The sequence below is a fragment of the Nocardioides proteolyticus genome (genome assembly GCF_051280635.3).
Taxonomy (GTDB): Bacteria; Actinomycetota; Actinomycetes; order Propionibacteriales; family Nocardioidaceae; genus Nocardioides.
In genome coordinates this window covers 1-18,358 of sequence record NZ_JBNBPO030000014.1, presented here as the reverse complement: position 1 = coordinate 18,358, position 18,358 = coordinate 1, and the positions used below count along the sequence as shown (strand labels likewise).

At 75.3% G+C, this 18,358-nt stretch carries 18 protein-coding genes; 10 read left to right on the top strand and 8 right to left on the bottom strand.

Features of this window, described 5'->3' with window-relative positions:
• The first annotated feature begins 9 nt into the window (after nucleotides 1–9).
• From ACPOLA_RS10100 to idi, 6 genes are read left to right on the top strand one after another with little or no spacing between them, the layout of a single operon-like run.
• Entirely contained in the window at nucleotides 10–846 is an 837-nt protein-coding gene (locus tag ACPOLA_RS10100; RefSeq protein ID WP_435770294.1) for a UbiA family prenyltransferase, read from the top strand.
• The gene (locus tag ACPOLA_RS10095) at nucleotides 843–2,045 is read left to right on the top strand and encodes a geranylgeranyl reductase family protein (RefSeq protein ID WP_435770293.1); all 1,203 of its coding nucleotides are present in this window, start codon (nucleotides 843–845) and stop codon (nucleotides 2,043–2,045) included. Before ACPOLA_RS10100 ends, ACPOLA_RS10095 begins: the two co-directional genes overlap by 4 nt.
• The gene (locus tag ACPOLA_RS10090) at nucleotides 2,033–3,154 is read left to right on the top strand and encodes a type III polyketide synthase (RefSeq protein WP_435770292.1); all 1,122 of its coding nucleotides are present in this window, start codon (nucleotides 2,033–2,035) and stop codon (nucleotides 3,152–3,154) included. Before ACPOLA_RS10095 ends, ACPOLA_RS10090 begins: the two co-directional genes overlap by 13 nt.
• Nucleotides 3,151–3,786, top strand: coding sequence for an isoprenylcysteine carboxyl methyltransferase family protein (locus ACPOLA_RS10085; protein WP_435770291.1), 636 nt, complete (start codon nucleotides 3,151–3,153; stop codon nucleotides 3,784–3,786). The genes ACPOLA_RS10090 and ACPOLA_RS10085 overlap by 4 nt, the downstream gene beginning before the upstream one ends.
• Nucleotides 3,783–4,808 carry an NAD(P)/FAD-dependent oxidoreductase gene (locus tag ACPOLA_RS10080; protein WP_435770290.1) on the top strand — a complete coding sequence of 342 codons (1,026 nt, stop codon included), beginning with the start codon at nucleotides 3,783–3,785 and terminating at the stop codon, nucleotides 4,806–4,808. The genes ACPOLA_RS10085 and ACPOLA_RS10080 overlap by 4 nt, the downstream gene beginning before the upstream one ends.
• Nucleotides 4,805–5,395, top strand: a complete 591-nt coding sequence (gene idi / locus ACPOLA_RS10075; RefSeq protein WP_435770289.1) for an isopentenyl-diphosphate Delta-isomerase — start codon at nucleotides 4,805–4,807, stop codon at nucleotides 5,393–5,395. Before ACPOLA_RS10080 ends, idi begins: the two co-directional genes overlap by 4 nt.
• 89 nt (nucleotides 5,396–5,484) lie before the next feature.
• On the opposite strand, the gene ACPOLA_RS10070 is transcribed toward idi, so the two are convergent.
• Both ACPOLA_RS10070 and ACPOLA_RS10065 read right to left on the bottom strand, forming a co-directional pair.
• Nucleotides 5,485–5,622, bottom strand: a complete 138-nt coding sequence (locus ACPOLA_RS10070) for a hypothetical protein (protein WP_435770288.1) — start codon at nucleotides 5,620–5,622, stop codon at nucleotides 5,485–5,487.
• A gap of 60 nt (nucleotides 5,623–5,682) precedes the next feature.
• A complete protein-coding gene (locus ACPOLA_RS10065) occupies nucleotides 5,683–7,149 on the bottom strand; it encodes a protein adenylyltransferase SelO (protein ID WP_435770287.1) in 1,467 nt (488 codons plus the stop codon).
• Between the two features lie 268 nt (nucleotides 7,150–7,417).
• Between ACPOLA_RS10065 and ACPOLA_RS10060 the strand changes: the two genes are divergently transcribed.
• Complete coding sequence (locus ACPOLA_RS10060) at nucleotides 7,418–8,503, top strand: hypothetical protein (RefSeq protein ID WP_435770286.1); 1,086 nt, start codon at nucleotides 7,418–7,420, stop codon at nucleotides 8,501–8,503.
• A 191-nt stretch (nucleotides 8,504–8,694) separates the two neighbouring features.
• Here the strand turns inward: ACPOLA_RS10060 and ACPOLA_RS10055 are convergent, their stop codons facing one another.
• From ACPOLA_RS10055 to ACPOLA_RS10035, 5 genes are all read right to left on the bottom strand, one after another.
• Nucleotides 8,695–10,209 (bottom strand): sodium/solute symporter, encoded by a 1,515-nt coding sequence (locus ACPOLA_RS10055; RefSeq protein ID WP_435770285.1) that lies wholly within the window; start codon nucleotides 10,207–10,209, stop codon nucleotides 8,695–8,697.
• Between the two features lie 13 nt (nucleotides 10,210–10,222).
• Nucleotides 10,223–10,663 carry a hypothetical protein gene (locus ACPOLA_RS10050; protein ID WP_435770284.1) on the bottom strand — a complete coding sequence of 147 codons (441 nt, stop codon included), beginning with the start codon at nucleotides 10,661–10,663 and terminating at the stop codon, nucleotides 10,223–10,225.
• Complete coding sequence (locus ACPOLA_RS10045; protein WP_435770283.1) at nucleotides 10,663–11,451, bottom strand: LytR/AlgR family response regulator transcription factor; 789 nt, start codon at nucleotides 11,449–11,451, stop codon at nucleotides 10,663–10,665. Before ACPOLA_RS10045 ends, ACPOLA_RS10050 begins: the two co-directional genes overlap by 1 nt.
• The gene (locus ACPOLA_RS10040) at nucleotides 11,448–12,584 is read right to left on the bottom strand and encodes a sensor histidine kinase (RefSeq protein WP_435770282.1); all 1,137 of its coding nucleotides are present in this window, start codon (nucleotides 12,582–12,584) and stop codon (nucleotides 11,448–11,450) included. Before ACPOLA_RS10040 ends, ACPOLA_RS10045 begins: the two co-directional genes overlap by 4 nt.
• A gap of 367 nt (nucleotides 12,585–12,951) precedes the next feature.
• Nucleotides 12,952–13,893, bottom strand: coding sequence for a class I SAM-dependent methyltransferase (locus ACPOLA_RS10035; protein WP_435770281.1), 942 nt, complete (start codon nucleotides 13,891–13,893; stop codon nucleotides 12,952–12,954).
• 67 nt (nucleotides 13,894–13,960) lie between these two features.
• On the opposite strand from ACPOLA_RS10035, the gene ACPOLA_RS10030 reads away from it, so the two are divergent.
• Nucleotides 13,961–14,689 carry an oxidoreductase gene (locus tag ACPOLA_RS10030; protein ID WP_435770280.1) on the top strand — a complete coding sequence of 243 codons (729 nt, stop codon included), beginning with the start codon at nucleotides 13,961–13,963 and terminating at the stop codon, nucleotides 14,687–14,689.
• A gap of 351 nt (nucleotides 14,690–15,040) precedes the next feature.
• Here the strand turns inward: ACPOLA_RS10030 and ACPOLA_RS10025 are convergent, their stop codons facing one another.
• Nucleotides 15,041–15,847: an HAD family hydrolase gene (locus ACPOLA_RS10025; protein WP_435770279.1), complete on the bottom strand. Its 807-nt coding sequence runs from the start codon at nucleotides 15,845–15,847 to the stop codon at nucleotides 15,041–15,043.
• Nucleotides 15,848–15,978: 131 nt separating this feature from the next.
• On the opposite strand from ACPOLA_RS10025, the gene ssd reads away from it, so the two are divergent.
• Nucleotides 15,979–17,076: a septum site-determining protein Ssd gene (ssd, locus tag ACPOLA_RS10020; protein WP_435770278.1), complete on the top strand. Its 1,098-nt coding sequence runs from the start codon at nucleotides 15,979–15,981 to the stop codon at nucleotides 17,074–17,076.
• Nucleotides 17,076–18,245 (top strand): TadA family conjugal transfer-associated ATPase, encoded by a 1,170-nt coding sequence (locus ACPOLA_RS10015; protein ID WP_435770374.1) that lies wholly within the window; start codon nucleotides 17,076–17,078, stop codon nucleotides 18,243–18,245. The genes ssd and ACPOLA_RS10015 overlap by 1 nt, the downstream gene beginning before the upstream one ends.
• Nucleotides 18,246–18,358: the final 113 nt, after the last annotated feature.

The window sequence follows — 18,358 nt, the reverse complement described above, 5'->3', positions numbered from 1 at the left end:
GGAGCGACGGTGACGACGCAGGCAGCACCGGCCGGGCGGCCCGGCGTGCTCGTCCCGCTCTTCCGCGCCGCCCACTTCGGACCCACCGTCGCGGTGACCACGATCGTGGCGCTGCTCTCGGTCGCCGTCGGCCTGCCGTTCTCGCAAGCCGTCCTGGTCACCGCCGCCGTCTTCACCGGCCAGCTGACCATCGGCTGGGGCAACGACCTGATCGACGCCACCCGCGACCGCGACGTCGGCCGCCGCGACAAGCCGCTGGCCAACGGCGACCTGGCCAGGTCGCTGGTGGTCCGGTGCCTGGTCGTCGTCGCCCTCGGGTGCGTGGCGCTGTCGCTGATGGCCGGTTGGCGCAGCGGCCTGACCCACCTCGCCCTCGGCGTCGGGGCCGGTCACCTCTACAACGTCGGCCTCAAGGCCACGGCGGGGTCCTGGCTGCCGTACGCCGTCGCGTTCGGCTCGCTGCCCGCGGTCGTCCACCTCGCCGACGTCCCGCCGCAGCGCACGCCGGTGTGGATGGTCGGCACCGCCGCCGCGCTCGGCGTCGCGGCCCACTTCCTCAACACGCTCCCCGACCTCGACGACGACGCGTCCACCGGCGTCCGGGGGCTCCCGCACCGGCTGGGCGCCACCTGGAGCCGGGTCGTCGCCACCGCGCTGCTCGTCCTCGCCTCCGCGGTCGCGGTGCTCGGCCCCGCCGGTGCGCCGGCGACCTGGGCGTGGACGGCCCTGGCCGTCGTCGTCGTGCTCGCCGGGGTCGCTCTCCTCGGACGCGGGAAGGTGCCGTTCTACGCCGCCATCGCGATCGCCCTCGTCGACGTCGCGCTGCTCGCGGTGGTGGCCGGATGACCGCGTGGGACCTGGCGATCGTGGGCGCCGGGCCGGCCGGCTCGGCCGCGGCGATCGGGGCGCTGCGCGCGGACCCGTCGCTGCGGGTGGCGCTGCTCGACCGCGCCGAGTTCCCCCGGGACAAGTCCTGCGGCGACGGCATCGCGCCACACGTCATCGACCTGCTCGACGACGCCGGCGTCACCGGCATCGCCGACGACCGGGTGCCGGTGCCGCGGCTGCGCCTCGACCGCGGCGCGCTGGGCGTCGACCGCAGGATGGCCCGTCCGACCTTCGTGATCCCGCGCACCGTCTTCGACCAGCGACTCGTCGAGGCCGCGCGGGCCGCCGGCGCGACGCTGCTCCGCCAGCGGGTCCGCGACGTCGATGCGGGTGAGGCAGGAGCGCCGGTCGTGCTCGACGGCGAGCTGACGGCCCGGACCGTCGTCGGCGCCGACGGCGCGCACTCCACGGTCAGGAAGGCCCTCGGCCTCGCCCCGGGCCCGATGGCCGTGGCGATCCGCGGCTACGCCCCGACGCCCGCGGCCCGCTCGAACGCGCAGGTCATCGTCTTCGACACCGGCCGGCAGCCGGCGTACGCCTGGGCCTTCGACCGCGGCGACGGCCTCTCCAACGTCGGGTACGGCGTGCTGCTCGGCGAGCACGGGTCGCCCACCAAGGCACACATGATGGAGCGGCTCGAGGCGCTGCTGCCCGGCTCCACCGACGGCGGCACGGACTGGAAGGGTCACCAGCTGCCCCTCTCGACCGGCTCCTGGCGGCCACCGTCCGGGCCGATGATGCTGGCCGGCGACGCGGCGGGTCTGGTCAACCCGATGACCGGCGAGGGCATCTACTACGCCGTCGCGACCGGGCTCGCCGCGGGCCGGGCCGCCGCTCAGGCCCTCGGCGCGGGCGACCCCGCGAGCGCCGGAGCGCGCTACGCCCGCACCGTCACGCCGCTGCTCGCCGGCCACCTCCGCCACATCGCCGCAGCCGCGTGGCTGTGCCGCCACGGCCGGGTGATCGAGGGCGGGCTGCGCGCGTCGGCCGCCGACCAGCGCGTGTTCGACGACCTGGTCGAGCTCGGGCTCGCCAGCGGCCGGATCACCCCGACCCTCGCCCGCGCGCTCGTCCGCGAGCTCGCCAGCGGCATCCGACGCCGGTACCTCTCGGGACGGCGCCCCGACACCCAGGAGACACCAGCATGCGAATCGTGAGCGTCCACGGGGCCCTCCCCGAGCACCGCTACACCCAGGATGAGATCACCCACGCCTTCACCCACACGATGCTGCGCATCCCGGTGGACGAGCGGGTCGTCCGGCGCTTCCACGCCAACGCCCAGGTGGAGACGCGACATCTCGCCCTCCCGCTCGAGCGGTACGGCGAGCTCGCCGACTTCACCGAGTCCAACGACGCCTTCATCGAGGCCGGTGTGGAGCTCGGGGCGCGCGCCGTGACCGACGCGCTCAAGGCCGTGGGACTGACCCCCGAGGACGTCGACCTGATCGTGTCGGCGACCGTCACCGGCCTCGCCGTCCCGTCCCTCGACGCCCGGGTCGCCGCCTTGACCGGGATGCGGCCCGACGTGGTGCGGATGCCGCTGGTCGGGCTCGGCTGCGTCGCGGGGGCGGCCGGGGTGGCCCGGCTCAACGACTACCTGCTCGGGCATCCGGACAGTGTCGCGGTGCTGATGGCGGTCGAGCTGTGCTCGCTGACTTTGCAGCGCGACGACGCCTCGGTGGCCAACCTCGTCGCCAGCGGCCTCTTCGGCGACGGCGCCGCGGCCGTGGTGGCGGTCGGCGCCGATCGGGCTCGCGAGCTCGACGCCGGTGGCGCGGCGGGTCCGTCCGGTCCCGGCGGCCCGGTCGGTGCCGCGCAGCCCGACGTACTCGCTGCCCGCAGCCGGCTCTATCCGGACTCCGAGCGGACCATGGGCTGGGACGTCGGCGCGACCGGCCTCAAGATCGTGCTCGACAGCAGCGTGCCGGTGCTGGTCGACCAGTACGTCGGCGACGACGTACGGGCGTTCCTCGCCGACGCCGGCCTGACCCAGGACGACATCGAGTGGTACGTCGCCCATCCGGGCGGGCCGAAGGTGCTGGAGGCCATGCAGCAGACCCTCGGCCTGGAGCACGGCGAGCTCCAGGTGACCTGGGACTCCCTGGCCCGGATCGGCAACCTCTCCTCGGCGTCGGTGCTGCACGTGCTCGCCGACACCCTCGCGGAGCGCCCACCGCGCCCGGGCTCCTACGGCCTGATGCTCGCCATGGGCCCTGGGTTCTGCTCCGAGCTCGTGCTGCTCCGCGCTCCCGAGGCCGCCGCATGATGTGGTTCACGCTGCTCGTCGCCGCCGTCGGCGTGGAGCGGCTCGCCGAGCTTGTCGTCTCCAAGCGCAACGCGGCGTGGAGCTTCTCGCGCGGCGGCGTGGAGTCCGGCCAGCGGCACTACCTGGTGATGGTGGTCCTGCACACCGGCTTCCTGGTCGGGGCGCTGGTCGAGGTGTGGCTGCGCCGGCCCGAGTTCGTGCCCGCGCTCGGCTGGACCATGCTCGCCCTCGTCGTCGCCGCGCAGGCGCTGCGCTGGTGGTGCATCGCGACGCTCGGCCACCAGTGGAACACCCGCGTCATCGTGGTGCCGGGGCTGCCGCGGGTCACCGGCGGGCCCTACCGCTTCCTCTCCCACCCCAACTACGTCGCCGTGGTGATCGAGGGGTTCGCACTCCCGCTGGTCCACTCCGCCTGGATCACCGCGATCGTGTTCACCGTGTGCAACGCGCTTCTCCTGGCCGTGCGGATCCGGGTCGAGAACCAGGCCCTCGCCGCACTGCCGGTCGGCCCGACCGGCCCGCCCGCTGACCCGCCCGCTGACCCGCCCGCTGACCCGCCCGCTGGCCCGCCCGCTGGCCCCCCGCCCGACGGCCAGGCCACCGGCTCCTCGTCGGCGCAGGTGACGTCGTGAGGGAGCTCCTCGTCATCGGCGGCGGGCCCGCCGGGCTGGCCACCGCGCTGCACGCCGCCCGCGCCGGCCTCGACGTGACCGTGTGGGACAAGCGCGCCGGCACGATCGACAAGGCCTGCGGCGAGGGACTGATGCCCGGCGCGGTCGCCGCGCTCGCCGACCTCGGCATCGACCCGCTCGGCCGCGACCTCACCGGCATCCGCTACCTCGCCGGCGAGCGGGCGGTCGCGGCGCCGTTCCGCGACGGGCTAGGCCGCGGCGTGCGTCGTACGACGCTGCACGCGGCGATGCGGTCTGCGGCCGACGCCGCCGGGATCCGGGTCGCGCAGCGCTGCGCCGAGGACGTCCGCCCCGACGCCGACGGGGTGCTGGTCGACGGCGAGCGGTTCCGCCACGTCGTCGCCGCCGACGGGCTGCACTCGCCGGTCCGCCGCCGGCTCGGCCTCGACGGGCGGCCCGCACCGCGGCGGCGCTACGGGCTGCGCCGGCACTACCGGCTCGCGCCGTGGACGTCGTACGTCGAGGTGCACTGGACCGGGTCGGCCGAGGCCTACGTGACGCCGGTCGCCGACGACGTGGTCGGCGTCGCGCTGCTCACCTCCGCTCGCGGCGGGTACGACGACCAGCTTGCCGCGTTCGGCCCGCTCCGTGCCCGGCTGGCCGGCGCGCCCGTCGAGGGAGAGGTGCTCGGCGCCGGGCCGCTCCGGCAGCGGGCGCGGTCGCGGGTCGCCGGACGGGTGCTGCTCGTCGGGGACGCCGGCGGCTACGTCGACGCCCTCACCGGCGAGGGCGTGGCGATGGCGGTGGCGCAGGCGCGGGCGGCCGTCGCGGCGGTCGTGGCCGACGCCCCGGCGCAGTACGAGCGCGACTGGCACGCGATCACCCGGCGCTACCGCGTGCTGACCGCCTCCCTGCTGGGCGCCACCCGGTTCGTCCCGGTCCGGCGGGCGCTGGTGCCGACCGCCGAGCGGCTGCCCGCGGTGTTCTCCGCCGCGGTCAACACCCTGGCGAGGCCGGCGTGAGCGCCGAGCTCGTGGTGCTGGTCGACGAGGCCGGCAACGCCGTCGGCTCGGCGCCCAAGGCCACCGCCCACCACACCCGGACACCGCTGCACCTGGCCTTCTCCTGCTACGTGTTCGACGACGCGGGCCGGCTCCTCGTGACGCAGCGGGCGCTCGACAAGGCAACGTTCCCGGGCGTGTGGACCAACAGCTTCTGCGGTCACCCCGCGCCCGGGGAGGACCTGGTCGAGGCGGTGACGCGCCGCGCCGAGCAGGAGCTCGGCCTGTCGCTGACCTCGCTCACGCTCGTGCTGCCGGCGTTCCGCTACGAGGCGACCGGCGACAACGGGGTCCGGGAGAACGAGCTGTGCCCGGTGTTCACCGCGGTCGCCGCGTCCGACCCCGTCCCGGCGGCGGCCGAGGTGGCCGAGGTGGCGTGGGTGCCGTGGGCGCTCTTCCGCGACGAGGTGCTGGCGGGGGAGCGGCAGGTGTCGGTCTGGTGCGCGCAGCAGGTGGCCGAGCTGGCGGGCCGGGAGGCGTCCGACGGCGGGTTCGTCGCCGCGCCGCTGGACGAGCTGCCACCGGCCGCGCGGCCCGTCAGGAGCTGAGCCGGGCCTCCATCACCGCCGCCGACCGGCCGACGGGCCGGTCCAGTGGGTGGGCCGGTCCAGTGGGAGGGCGGCTGGTCGAGTCGGCGTCAGTGCCGCTTGCCGCTGCGGCCGCGGGTCCGGCTGCGGAGCTGGTCGATCCCGGACCTGATCTTGGCCTGGTTGTGCGGCTTGCGGGCCTCGTCGAAGAGCTTCTTGGCGATGCCGGCGGTGGCGAGCGTGCGCATGATCCTCATGGTGGGGAGGTACCCGCTGGGCCGGCGGTCACCCGGGCGTGCCGGCGAGTCTCAGGTGCCGCAGAAGGTCGTGTACCGGCCGAAGTCCTCCGGCGCCGGCGCTGCGTAGCGCTCCAGGCCGGGCCGCTCGTCGTACGGCCGGGTCACCGCCTCGAGCAGCCGGTGCAGCGGCGCCAGGTCGCCGGCGGTCGCGGCGTCCAGCGCCTCCTCGACGAGGTGGTTGCGCGGGATGTAGAGCGGGTTGACCGCGTCCATCGCGTCCGGGTCGGGGCCGAGCGCGCGCCAGCGCTCCAGCCAGCCGTCGATGGCGGCCAGGTCGAGGAACTGTCCCCGCACCGGCTCGGCGTCGCCCCGCGCCGCGGTGGCCAGGTGGCGCCAGAACGACGTGTGGTTGACGTGGCTGTCCTTGAGGAGGCCGAGCAGGTCCTCGGCCAGGCCCTCGGGCAGCGGCTCGCCCGGGCGCCCAGTGCCCGCGAGGCCGAGCTTGGCGCGGATCCCGGCCGACCACGCGGCGGCGTACTCCTCGCCGAAGGAGCCGAGCGCCTCGGTCGCCAGCCCGACCGCCTCGTCCTGCTCGTCGGCGAGCAGCGGCAGCAGCGCCTCGCCGAAGCGGGCGAGGTTCCACGCCGCGACCGGCGGCTGGTTGCCGTAGGCGTAACGGCCGCCGTGGTCGATCGAGCTGAACACGGTCGCCGGGTCGAACGCCTCGAGGAACGCGCACGGCCCGTAGTCGATGGTCTCGCCGGAGACGGTCATGTTGTCGGTGTTCATCACGCCGTGCACGAAGCCGACGAGCATCCACTCCGCGACGAGCCGGGCCTGGGCGGCGATGACGGCGCGGTAGAAGGCGAGGTACGGCGCCGGGTCGGCTGCCGCGGCGGGGTGGTGGCGGGCGATGGCGTGGTCGGCGAGCCGGCGCAGCAGGTCGGAGTCGCCCATCGCCTGCACCAGCTGGAACGACCCGACCCGCAGGTGGCTGCTCGCCACCCGCGCCAGCACGGCGCCCGGCAGCACGGTCTCGCGTCGTACGTCGCGGCCGGTGGCGACCACCGCGAGGGAGCGGGTGGTGGGGATGCCGAGGGCGTGCATCGCCTCGCTCACGACGTGCTCGCGCAGCATCGGGCCGACCGCCGCCAACCCGTCGCCGCCGCGGGCGAAGTGGGTGCGGCCGGAGCCCTTGAGGTGCAGGTCGCGCAGCCGCCCGTCGCGGTCGATGAGCTCGCCGAGCAGCAGCGCCCGGCCGTCGCCGAGCTGGGTGAACCCGCCGAACTGGTGGCCCGCGTAGGCCTGCGCGACCGGCCTCGCGCCGGCCGGGGGACGGGCGCCGGTCAGCAGGCCGAGCCCCTCCTCGGTCCGCAGCCACGCGGGATCGAGCCCGAGGTCCTCGGCGAGCGCGTCGTTGAGCACGAGCAGCCGCGGTGCCGGCGGCTCCGCGGCCTGCCACGGCGCGGCCAGCTCCGGCAGCTCGGTGGCGAAGCGGGCCTGGAGCGCGACGGCGCTCGGGGGTGCCGTGGTCATGCCTTCGAGCGTACGGAGGGGGCGGTGCTGGTCGGGGTGGGTGTGGGGTGGCTGGTCCGCGGCGGCCGGGCTGGGTGGCTGGTCGCCATGTAACTCGGTGTTCGGTCCACTACCTGGGTGCTGTGACCGGTCATAGGACCGTGGCAGATGCCCGAAGACCGAGGTAGAGGTCGTAACACCGAGTTACATGCCAGCTCCTCCGGCGACCGCCGTCACGACCACGCCGAGATGGGGACGTCGCGCGCTCGGCTACGCCATACTCCGAGTCGTGTCCGACGTGGAGTCGCATCGAGCCGCGTTCGACGCCGCGCTCGCGTCGCTCGGGGTCGGCTGGAGCGCGTGGCCGGACGTGCTGACCGACCGTCGGCTGAGCCCCGACGCCAGGCTGTCGGGTGTGCTGGTCCTGCTGGCCACCGTCGAGCATGACGCCGCCCGGCCGGGCGACATGCTCTGCTTCGACCCCTTCGACGAGCGCCTCGACTGGATGGGTAGGCACCGGCAGCCCTGGGACCGGCTGTCGTCGCTGAGCCATCCCTGGACGGCGGCGACGGCGACCACTGCCGTGACCGCGGTGACCGGGCGGGCGCCGTACGACGACCGCCGGGTGGCCATCGCGCTGCGCGGCGCGCGTCAGGTGTGCGCGGCCGGACTGGCCGACGCCGCGTTGCTCGACGCGCTCACCCGCTGCGCGGACTACTTCGCGGCGATCGGCGACGAGCAGCACCGCGTCACCGAGCTGCTCCGCCTCGCGAGGCGGGTGATCGCCACCGTGGCACCGCCCGGCATCCTGGACCTCTCGCTGCTGGAGGACGGGGACACCTGGGCGGGACCGGCGCGGGACGCCGCCCGGGCGCTGCCCGCCGACGAGGTCTCCCCACTGGTCCGCTTGCTGGTCGACCTGGGCCCGCGCAAGCCCGGCAGGCGGTGGCTCGCCGAGGTCGACCGCGCCCTCCGGCCGTCGCCCGCTCGAGACCTGCTGCGCCGCTGGGTCGAGCTCGCCGCGGTCGCCGACCCGGTGCCGGAGTGGCCGGGGTCGTGGATCGGCGCCTGCTGCGCGACGCTCTTCGTCGGTGCCAACGGCGACATCGTCCGGGCAGCCGCCTTCGCCACCACGTGCCTCCCCGGCGAGTCCTGGCCGGCGGAGCTCCTGGGGTCGATTGCTCGACGCGGAGCCGTCCACAACGGCCTCGACGGTTTCCCGCAGGCGCTGGCGTTCGGTGCCGCCTCGGCGGCCGTCGACGCGCTGATCACCCGTGGCGGGGAGGCCGATCGCGGCGTCATGGTGCGGCTGATCGACGAGCTGCCGCGCCGAGACCTGCGCAAGCGGATCAGGGCGGCGCTGGCCGAGGCGTAGCCCCGGGCGGCGGGACGCGGCGTACGCGGGGCCGGCCGGGGAGGTCGGGCGAGGTCGCCATGTAACTCGGTGTTCGGTCCACTACCTGGGTGCTGTGACCGGTCATAGGACCGTGGCAGATGCCCGAGTACCGAGGTAGAGGTCGTAACACCGAGTTACATGCCAGCTCCCGCGACAACCCCCCGCCCACCTCACCCCCGCGTCGAGGACCCCAAGACCTCCGGCGTGTGCAGCCGCACCAGGAACCGGCGGGCGTGCACCGGCTCGCGACCGGGCGTCGCGAGCGACACCAGCACCATCACCCCGGCGGCGAGCGGCACGCTCCAGGCGGCCGGCTGACCCAGCAGCGCCCCCGCCCAGCCCTCGTGGGAGACGCCGGCCAGGTTGAGCACCGCTGCGCCGCCGGCCCCGACCCCGCCGGCGAACAGGCCGGCCAGCGCGCCGAGGTCGGTGAGCCGAGGCCACCAGATGCCGAGGACCAGCAGCGGGCAGAACGTCGACGCGGCGACCGCGAACGCCAGCCCGACGGCCCGCGCGACGCTGACGTCGTGCACGAACAGCGCCACCACCACGGGGATCACCACGGCCGCCACGGCGGAGATCCGGAACGCCGCCACCCCGCCGATCCGGTCGCCCACGAGCCGGCTGGTGAGGTCCTGGGTGACCACGCCGGACACCGCGATCGCCAGCCCCGACGCGGTGGCGAGGAACGCCGCGAACGCGCCCGCGGTCACCAGGCCGGTGAGCACGTCGCCGCCGACGCCGTCGACGACCAGTCGGGGCAGCGCCAGCACGAGCACGTCGGCCCGTCCCGACTCGGCCAGCGGCTCGCCGTACACGCGGCCGAGGGCGGCGTACACCGGCGGCCAGAGGTAGAACAGGCCGAGCAGGGCGAGCACCACCACCGTCGTACGACGCGCGCCGCGGCCGTCGGGGTTGGTGTAGAACCGCACCACCACGTGCGGCAGGCCCATGGTGCCGAGGAACAGCGCGACGATCAGCGAGTACGTCGTGTAGAGGCCGAGGCTGCCGCCGGAGGCCACCGGCACCGACCAGCTCTCGCCGGGGATGGCGTGGCCGGGGCGGCCGTCGCCCCACCAGACCGCCACCAGCACCGCCGCCGGAACCAGGATCGCGGTCACCTTCAGCCAGTACTGGAACGCCTGCACGAAGGTGATCGAGCGCATGCCGCCGGAGGAGACGCCGAAGAGCACGACGGCGCCGACGACCACCGGGCCCACCCACTCCGGCGTGCCGATGGCGGAGTGGAGGGTGATCCCGGCGCCCTCGAACTGCGGCACGAGGTAGAGCCAGCCCACGCCCACCACGAGCAGCGAGCACGCCGCGCGGACGGCCGGCGAGCCCAGCCGGGCCTCGGCGAAGTCGGGCAGCGTGTAGGCGCCGGAGCGGCGCAGCGGGGCCGCCACCAGCACCAGGAGCACGAGGTAGCCGGCCGTCCAGCCGACGGGGTACCAAAGCATCTCCGCGCCGCCCACGAACAGCAGGCCGGCGACGCCGAGGAAGGAGGCGGCGGAGAGGTACTCCCCGCCGATCGCCGAGGCGTTGAGCGGCGGCCGCACGGTCCGCGAGGCCACGAAGAAGTCGCTGGTCGTCCGGGAGAAGCGGAGCCCCCAAGTGCCGATCGCGAGGGTCACCAGCGAGACCGCGATGACCGCGATCAGGCCGGGTACGGCGGAGGTGCTCATCGTCGTCCGGCCCTCACGCCTCAGGCCCCAGATGCCCCGGACCGGAACCCGGGGCACCGGAGTGGCCTCGACCGGGATAGGGGTCCGGCTCGGCCCCCACCAGGTCGGCGAAGACCCGCTCGTTGCGCTCCACCCGCCGCACGTAGCCCCAGCCGAGCGCCACCAGGAACGGGTGCACCGCGACGCCCAGCACCACCCACGCCACGGGCAGCCCGACCACCTCCACCTCGGCCAGGTGGGGCCAGAGGTGGAAGGCCAGCGGGACCAGGCCGAGCGTCAACACCAGTACGGCGAGCACCCGGCCCGCCAGGCCGAGCTGCTCGCTGAGCAGCGACCGCAGGTAGAGGTCGCCCAGCGGGGTCTGCTCGTGCACGTCGCCGATCCGGCTCGCCGGACCGGTCCGCGCCGAGGCGTTGCGCCGCGGGGGACCGGTGACCCGCACCCGGTCGGACATCAGGGGCCGCCCCGTGCGCGTCGTACGAGCACGTCGCGGAGGCCGCGGGTGTGCCGGCGGCTCACCGGCAGCTCGGTGCCGCCGACGACCACCGAGGTGCGTCCCTCCTCGGTGCGCACCTCGGTCACGTGGGCGAGCGAGACCAGCAGCGAGCGGTGGATCCGGTGGAAGCCGGCCTCGGCCCACTCCTCCTCGAGCGTGGAGAGCGGCACGCGCACGAGGTAGGCGTCGCCGCCGGTGTGCAGCCGGGCGTAGTCGCCCTGCGCCTCGACGTGGGTGATGTCGTGCCGGTCGACGAACCGGGTGACGCCGCCGCGCTCCACGGCGATCTGGGTGTCGGCCGGGGCGGGCCGCCGGTCGGCGTCGGTCACCACCCGGCGCACCGCCTCGGCGAGCCGCTCGGGCCGCACCGGCTTGAGCACGTAGTCGACGGCGTGCAGGTCGAACGCCTCGACGGCGTGCTGCTCGTGGGCGGTCACGAAGACCACCGGCGGCGGCTGCTTGAACCGGCCGAGCACCTCGGCCAGCTCCAGGCCGCTCAGGCCGGGCATCTGGATGTCGAGGAAGACGCAGTCGACTTCGCACTCGCGCAGGGTGCGCAGTCCCTCGGTCGCCGAGCGGCAGGCCACCACCTCGCCCACCCGCTCGTCGGCCTCGAGCAGGTACGACAGCTCGTCGAGCGCCGGCTGCTCGTCGTCGACGACCAGCACCCGCAGCCGGTCGGGCTGCTGCGGGCCGCTCCCGGGGCCGCTGAGGGGGCCGCTGATCGGGCCGGTCGCGCCCGTCACTGCGCGGTCACTCCCGGCGCGAACTTCGGCACGCGCACGATCACCTTGGTCCCGGCCCCCGGTGCGGTCTCCACGACGAGACCGTAGTCGTCGCCGAAGGTCGCGCGCAGCCGCGCGTCCACATTGCCCAGCCCGACGGAGTCCAGCGACGCGTCGCCGGCGAGCGCGCGTCGTACCCGCTCCGGGTCCTCGCCGGCCCCGTCGTCCTCGACCTCGAGCAGGGCCTCGTGGCCGCGGTCGTGGGCGATGATCCGCAGGTGGCCGGCCGGCTTCTCCGGCGAGCCCGCGCCCTCCAGGCCGTGGCGCACGGCGTTCTCGACGAGCGGCTGGATGCACAGGAACGGTACGACGACCGGCAGCACCTCCGGCGCGATGTTGAGCGTGACCTGGAGCCGGTCGCCGAACCTCGCCTGCTCGAGCAGGAGGTAGCGCTCGATCGAGCGGAGCTCCTCGGCGAGCGTGGTGAACTCGCCGTGGCGGCGGAAGGAGTAGCGCGTGAAGTCGGCGAACTCCAGCAGCAGGTCACGGGCCCGGTCGGGGTCGGTGCGCACGAAGCTGGCGATGGCGTTGAGCGAGTTGTAGACGAAGTGCGGGCTGATCTGCGCGCGCAGCGCCCGCACCTCGGCCTCGATCATCCGGTTGCGGTGGGCGTCCAGCTCGGCGAGCTCGAGCTGTCCCGAGACCCACTGCGCGACCTCGTCGGTGGCGCGGACCAGCCCGGCGGTGGGGCTGGGCGCGAACGCCTGCACCGTGCCGAGCACCCGGTCGTCCACGATCAGCGGGCTGACCACGCCGGTGCGCACGGGGCACCCGTTGGTCTCGCAGGAGAGCTGGCCGCGGTCGACGGTGCGGGTGGCGCCGCGCTCGGCGGCCAGCAGCGCGACCACCGTCGCCTGGTCGGCGTGGTGCCCCCCGAGCCCGTCCCACGCCAGCACCGTCTCGTTGTCGGTGATCGCCATCGCCGGTGTGCCGAGCAGGTTGCGCAGGTGCCGGATCGCCCGCTCGGCACTGTCCTGGGTCAGCCCCTCCCGCAGCGCCGGCGAGGCGAGCGAGGCCTGATGCAGCGCCCGGAACGCCGCCCGGTCGGCCTCGCTCCCCAGGTGCCCGCGCTGCCACCACCGCGCGATCCGCATGCCCCCATCGTGCCGCACGAGGGGGCAGGTTCCGGCGCACGAGGTGGCGGGTTTCGGCGCACGAGGTGGGAGGTTGTGGCGCGCGAGGTGGGAGGTTGTGGCGCGCGAGGGGGCAGGTTTCGGTCCGCGAGGTGGAAGGTTTCGGTCCGCGAGGTGGGAGGTTCTCGCGCGCGAGGGGGCAGGTCTCGTCGCGCCGGCGTCGGCCCGGTCGTCGCCGGCCTTCGCCCGCCCAGGGCCGCCCAGGCCCGCGCAGGGCCGCCCCACGCGTCGTACGACGGACGCGGCTCGCCGCGCCACCACACCCGACTCGACGCGCCAGGACGGCCGACTCAACGCACCCGAGGCCCGACGGGGCGAGATGGGTGGGTCAGCGGAAGTCGATGAGCAGGACGCCGGAGTCGTCGTCGGTGGGCGGGTCGACGGCGGGGGAGGACGAGGCGGCGACCGACTCCGCGTGAGCACCCGTCGCGCCGGCGATGCCCGCATCGGCGCCGACACCAGCACCAGTCCCAGCATCGGCACCGTCGTCGGCCGAAGCCGGCCGGGCCTCGGGCCGCGGCTGCGGCCGGATGCCGACGACGGCGCGGTAGCACTCGGTGACGTACGGCAGCTGCATGCCGTCCATCCCGCGCCCGAAGTCGTCGTAGAAGTCGAGCACCTCGCGGACCTTCGCCTCCTGGCCCGTGGCGTCGAGCACGGCGACCTCGGCGATCGAGCGCACCATGTCCTGCACCGTCGAGCGGTCGATCACGTGCCACTGCTTGAAGGTGGCGACCTCGACCGGACCGAAGTACGGCGACGCCTCGAGCTCCTCGCCGACGCCCGCACCCGCGACGTGGTGGCCGACCAGGTTGCCGAGCCGCTTCACCCACGGGATCCGCTCGTCGCGGACGTTGCGTACGACGCCCAGCGACCCGCCACGCTTGAGTACCCGCGCGATCTCGGGCAGCGCCCGCTCGTGGTCGAACCACTCGTAGCTGTCCGCCGCGAGGACGACGTCGAAGCTCGCGTCGGCGGCCGGGATCTCCTCCGCCGTGGTCTGGGAGACCCGGAGCTCCGGCAGCCGCGCGGCGAGCCGGTCGAGCATCCGCGGGTCGGGGTCGGTGGCGTGGACGTCGTGGCCGAGGGCGACCAGCTGCTCGGTGAGCCTGCCGGTCCCGGCGCCGAGCTCGAGGACCGACAGCGGCCGGTCACCGGCCAGCCAGGCCGCGGCGTCGCGCGGGTAGCCGGGGCGGCCGCGGTCATAGGCCTCCGCCACGCCCCCGAAGGAGAGGGCGGGGCGAGCGGGCGAAGCGTCGTCGGTAGCCATCAGGCCCGAATGTACGGCGCCCCGGGCACCGGATCGTGGAGGCACGCTCGCCCGATAGCGTGACGCCGTGAGTGGAGACCCGCACGCCTGGCTGGTGGCGCTCGAAGGCGTCCCCTCGGGCTTCGCCGGCGCCCGGGACGGCATCGACGTCGTGCTTCGCGACCGTGGCCTGCGCCGCACCGGCCCGGACCTGACCGCCGAGTCGCTGCTGCGCGGTGCCCACGCCAGCGCGGTGCTCGAGGGGTCGGCCGCCTCGCTCGCCGCGGTGCGCGCGGGCGAGGGCGACGAGATCGCCGCGGACGCCGTACGCCTCTCCACCGAGCTGCTCTCGCTGATGCCGGTGCTGCGCCGCCAGCCGCTGCAGGCGCTGGCGCGGATGCACGCCGTCGCGGCCCGCGGGTCGCTCCCCGACGATCGGCTCGGCCGGCCGCGCGACGGCGACTCCGCGCTGCGGCTGCGCGGCATCGCCGAGCTGATCACCGCGCCGACCGAGGCCCCCGCCCTCGCGGTGGCGGCCGTGGTGCACGCCGAGCTCGTCACCGCCGCGCCGTTCGGCTCCCACAACGGCATCGTCGCCCGGGCCGCGGAGCGGCTGCTGCTCGCCACCAAGGGCGTCGACGAGAAGTCGCTGGTCGTGCCGGAGGCCGCGCACCTCGCGCTCCGCCCGCAGTACGAGTCGAACCTCCGCGGCTGGGCCACCGGCGGCCAGTCCGGCATGCACTCCTGGCTGCTGTACGCGGCCGAGGCCTACGCCGCGGCCGCCGAGGCCAGCCCGCTGGTCCGCGACGCCGAGTAGCCGACCGGTCGAGCAGCCGCCAACGGCCCCGGACATGCAGGTGGCACCCGAGTCATCGAGTGTCTCGGGTGCCACCGCTGACACGTGAACCTTCGGCTACCAGGCGTGCATCGTCATATTGCTGCCCCGGAAGTGTTCCGAGAGACCAGCGCCCTGTTGGGAAGGGTGGATCGCCGCGTGGGTACCGGGATCACGTGTTGCTCTTGAGTTCTTGTCTCCTTTGTACGCCACTCCCCGGGCACCTTCAAGGGTTGCAATTGGGCTCCGGAAGGGGTTGTCTGGCCGGTTGAGGGCACACTGCCCGCTCGCCCCGTACGACGCCTCCGGGACCCGCCCGCGCGGTGGCACCGCTCAGGCGCTGAGCGTCCGCTTCCGCGCGCCGATCCACACGGCCGCACCCACCGCGACGACGCCGCCGACGGCGAGCGCGGCGAGCGTCGGCTTCGGCGGGGGCAGGTGGATCCGCGACCGGAGCGTCACCGGCTTGGTGAACTCCAGCACCGGCCACTCGCGGGAGACCGCGACCTTGCGCAGCTCCTTGTCGGGGTTGACCGCGTGGGGGTGGCCGACGGCCTCCAGCATGGGCACGTCGGTGATCGAGTCGGAGTAGCCGTAGCTGCGGGCCAGGTCGTAGCCGCGCTCCTCGGCCAGCGCCCGGATCGCGGTGGCCTTCTCCTCGGCGTAGGCGTAGTAGCCGATCTCGCCGGTGTAGTGGCCGTCCTCGACCTCGAGCCGGGTCGCGATCACCCGGTCGGCGCCGAGCATCGCGCCGATCGGCTCGACCACCTCGCTGCCCGACGTGGAGACGATGACGACGTCGCGTCCCGCGGCGTGGTGCTGCTCCATCAGCTCCACCGCCTCGTCGTACACGAGCGGGTCGACGACGTTGTGCAGCGTGTCGGCCACGATCTCGCGCACGGTGGCGACGTCCCACCCGGCGGTGAGCTGGGACATGAACTGCCGCATCTTCTCGACCTGGTCGTGGTCGGCGCCCCCGACCATGAAGACGAACTGGGCGTAGGCCGACCGCAGCACCGCCCGTCGCGAGATCAGCCCGCCGGCCTGGAAGGGCTTGCTGAAGGCCAGCACGCTCGACTTGGCGATGATCGTCTTGTCGAGGTCGAAGAACGCCGCGGTGGGCGCACCCACGGGGGCCATGCGCCCATCGTAGGTGTCGCGCGGCCGCGGATCCGCCACCTCGCGTCCACAGGCGCGGCCCGGCGAGCCGTCCTCCACAGGCCGCGCCGCCCCGAGGCGTATCCCTGCGCCGGTACGGCGACCGTGGGGGCATGGACCGACGCACCCGACCCGCCGCCCCTGCCCGCCCCGACGCCGCCGCCGCGCCACCCCTCGTGGTGACCGACGACGAGGCGCTGCTCACCGACCTGCTGCCCCTCCTCGCCGCGGCCGACGTGACGCCGACCGTCGCCCGCGACCCGCTGACCGCGCTCCGCAGCTGGAGCCATGCCCCCGTCGTACTCGTCGGAGCCGACCTCGCCGCGCCGATGACGAAGGTGGCGCCGGACAAGCGCGCGCAGGCGTGGGTGGTCACCAACCGGGAGGCGCCGCACGAGCTCTTCCGCACCACGCTGGCGCTCGGCGCGGAGAACGTCATCGGCCTGCCCGGGTCGGCAGGCTGGCTGGTGGAGCTGCTCGCCGACCTGACCGAGCAGCAGCCGGCCCGCGGCCGGGTGATCGGCGTGGTCGGCGGCACCGGCGGCGCGGGCGCGACCACGCTGGCCTGCGCGCTGGGTCAGTGGGCGGCGCGGTCGGGTGACGCCGTGGTGATCGACTGCGACCCGCAGGGGCCGGGCCTCGACCGGATGCTCGGCCTGGAGCGCCACGACGGGTTCCGCTGGGATGCCCTGTGCCAGACAACGGGCCGGCTCTCGGCACGGGCGCTGCGTGAGGCGCTGCCGCGCAAGGGCTCGCTCGGCGTCCTCAGCTGGTACGTCGACGGGCGGGTGCAGACGCTGCAGGCGTTCGCCGTGCGGGAGGCGGTGTCGGCGGCCCGCCGCGGGCACCGGACCGTGGTGGTCGACCTGCCGCGCACGCCCGACGCGCTGACCGACGAGGTCGCGGCGCGGTGCGACGAGCTGCTGGTGGTGACGGTCGCGAGCGTGGTCGGCGTGGCCGGCGCGGCTCGGATGCGCGCGCGGTTCGCCGGCCACCCGTCCGCGCGGCTGGTGCTGCGCGGGGAGGCGCTGACCGCCGACGAGGTCGCCCGCGCCGTCCGGCTGCCGGTCGCGGTGCAGATGCGGGACCAGCGCGGGCTCGCGGAGGCGGTCGACCTCGGCCTCGGGCCGCTGCGCTCCGGCCGCGGACCACTCGCCCGGGCCGTCGCCGGCATCCTCGACGGAGCGGCGCAGCGGGAGGCTGCGGCGTGATCGCCGACGACGTCACGTCGCTGGTCGAGGAGGTCCGGCGCCGGCTCGCGGCCACGCCCGGCGCGCTCTCGCCGCACCGCGTGGCCGACGCGCTGCGGGCCGCCGGCCGCCCCGTCGGCGACGCGACGGTGCTCGCCGTCTACGAGCAGCTGCGGCGCGACGTCGTCGGCGCCGGCCCGCTCGAGCCGCTGCTCCGGCTGCCCGACGTCACCGACGTGCTGGTCAACGGGTCCGGACCGGTCCGCATCGACCGCGGCATCGGCCTGGAGGAGACCGAGGTCGTGATCGAGTCCGAGGACGCCGTACGCCGCCTCGCGCAGCGGCTGGTGGCCGCGGGCGGTCGCCGTCTCGACGACGCGGCGCCGTACGCCGACGTCCGGCTGCCCGACGGCACCCGCTGCCACGCGGTGCTGGCGCCGCTCGCCCAGCCGGGGACGGCGATCTCGCTGCGGGTGCCGCGCAGCGGCGGTTTCACCCTCGACGAGCTCGCCGCCGAGCGGGCGCTGACCGACGACGGCCTGGAGCTGCTGGGCCAGGTGGTCGCCGCGCGGCTGGCGTTCCTGGTCAGCGGCGGCACGGGCAGCGGCAAGACCACCCTGCTGGCGGCGATGCTCGGCGAGGTCGACCCGGCCGAGCGGATCGTCGTGGTGGAGGACGCCGCCGAGCTGCGGCCGCGCCACCCGCAGGTGGTGGGGCTGGAGGCCCGCCCGGCCAACCTCGAGGGGGCGGGCGCGGTCGTGCTGCGCGACCTGGTGCGCCAGGCGCTGCGGATGCGGCCCGACCGGCTGGTCGTCGGCGAGGTCCGCGACGCGGCCGTGGTCGACCTGATGGCCGCGATGAACACCGGCCACGAGGGCGGCTGCGGCACGCTGCACGCCAACTCGGCGACCGACGTGCCGGCGCGCGTGGAGGCGCTCGCGCTGACCGCCGGTCTGGGGCGCGAGGCGGCCCACAGCCAGCTCGCCTCGGCGCTCGACGCCGTGCTCCACGTGGTCCGCGACCGCGGCTCCGGACGGCGCCGGCTCGGCGAGATCGCAGTGCTGGAGCGGGATCCGGGCGGACTGGTGCGCACCGTGCCGGCGGTGCGGTTCAGCGCGGACGGCGACCTCGCGCCCGGCCCGGGCTCGCGGCGGCTGCTCGACCTGCTCGACGGGAGGCGGGCGGCGTGACTGGGGCGCTGGCCGCCGCGTGCGCGGCCGCGGCCGTCGGACTGCTGCTGCCGACCCGCCCTCGGCCCGCCGCCGGATCTGCCGGGCCCGCCGGAGGGGCCGGCGCACCCGCC